This is a genomic window from Adlercreutzia equolifaciens, from assembly GCF_029076695.1.
GTDB classification, from domain to species: domain Bacteria; phylum Actinomycetota; class Coriobacteriia; order Coriobacteriales; family Eggerthellaceae; genus Adlercreutzia; species Adlercreutzia equolifaciens_A.
Genome location: NZ_JARFIK010000586.1, coordinates 1 through 290, shown reverse-complemented (window position 1 = coordinate 290; position 290 = coordinate 1). Strand labels below are relative to the sequence as shown.

Annotated in this window: 1 protein-coding gene; it reads right to left on the bottom strand. The window is 47.6% G+C overall.

The window, feature by feature from the left end:
* Positions 1–290: FAD-dependent oxidoreductase (locus PZH32_RS13710; protein WP_275208816.1), on the bottom strand; the 290-nt coding region annotated here is incomplete at both ends.

Genomic DNA, 290 nt, shown 5'->3' with positions numbered 1-290 from the left:
CTCAATAGAAGGGCAATAACGCGGACCAGTTCCTTCGATCATACCAGAGTACAGTGGGGAACGATCCAGGTTTGCACGGATGATATCATGGGTAGCCTCATTGGTATAAGTCAGCCAGCAGGATTTCTGCTCGATCTGCACATCCTCCGGATCTGTGGAAAAAGAAAATGGCACTACTCTCTCATCCCCAAACTGCTCTTCCATCTTGCTGTAGTCGATGGTATTTCCTGCAATTCGGGCAGGTGTTCCAGTCTTGAAACGGAACATTTCAATTCCCAGTTCTTTCAGAG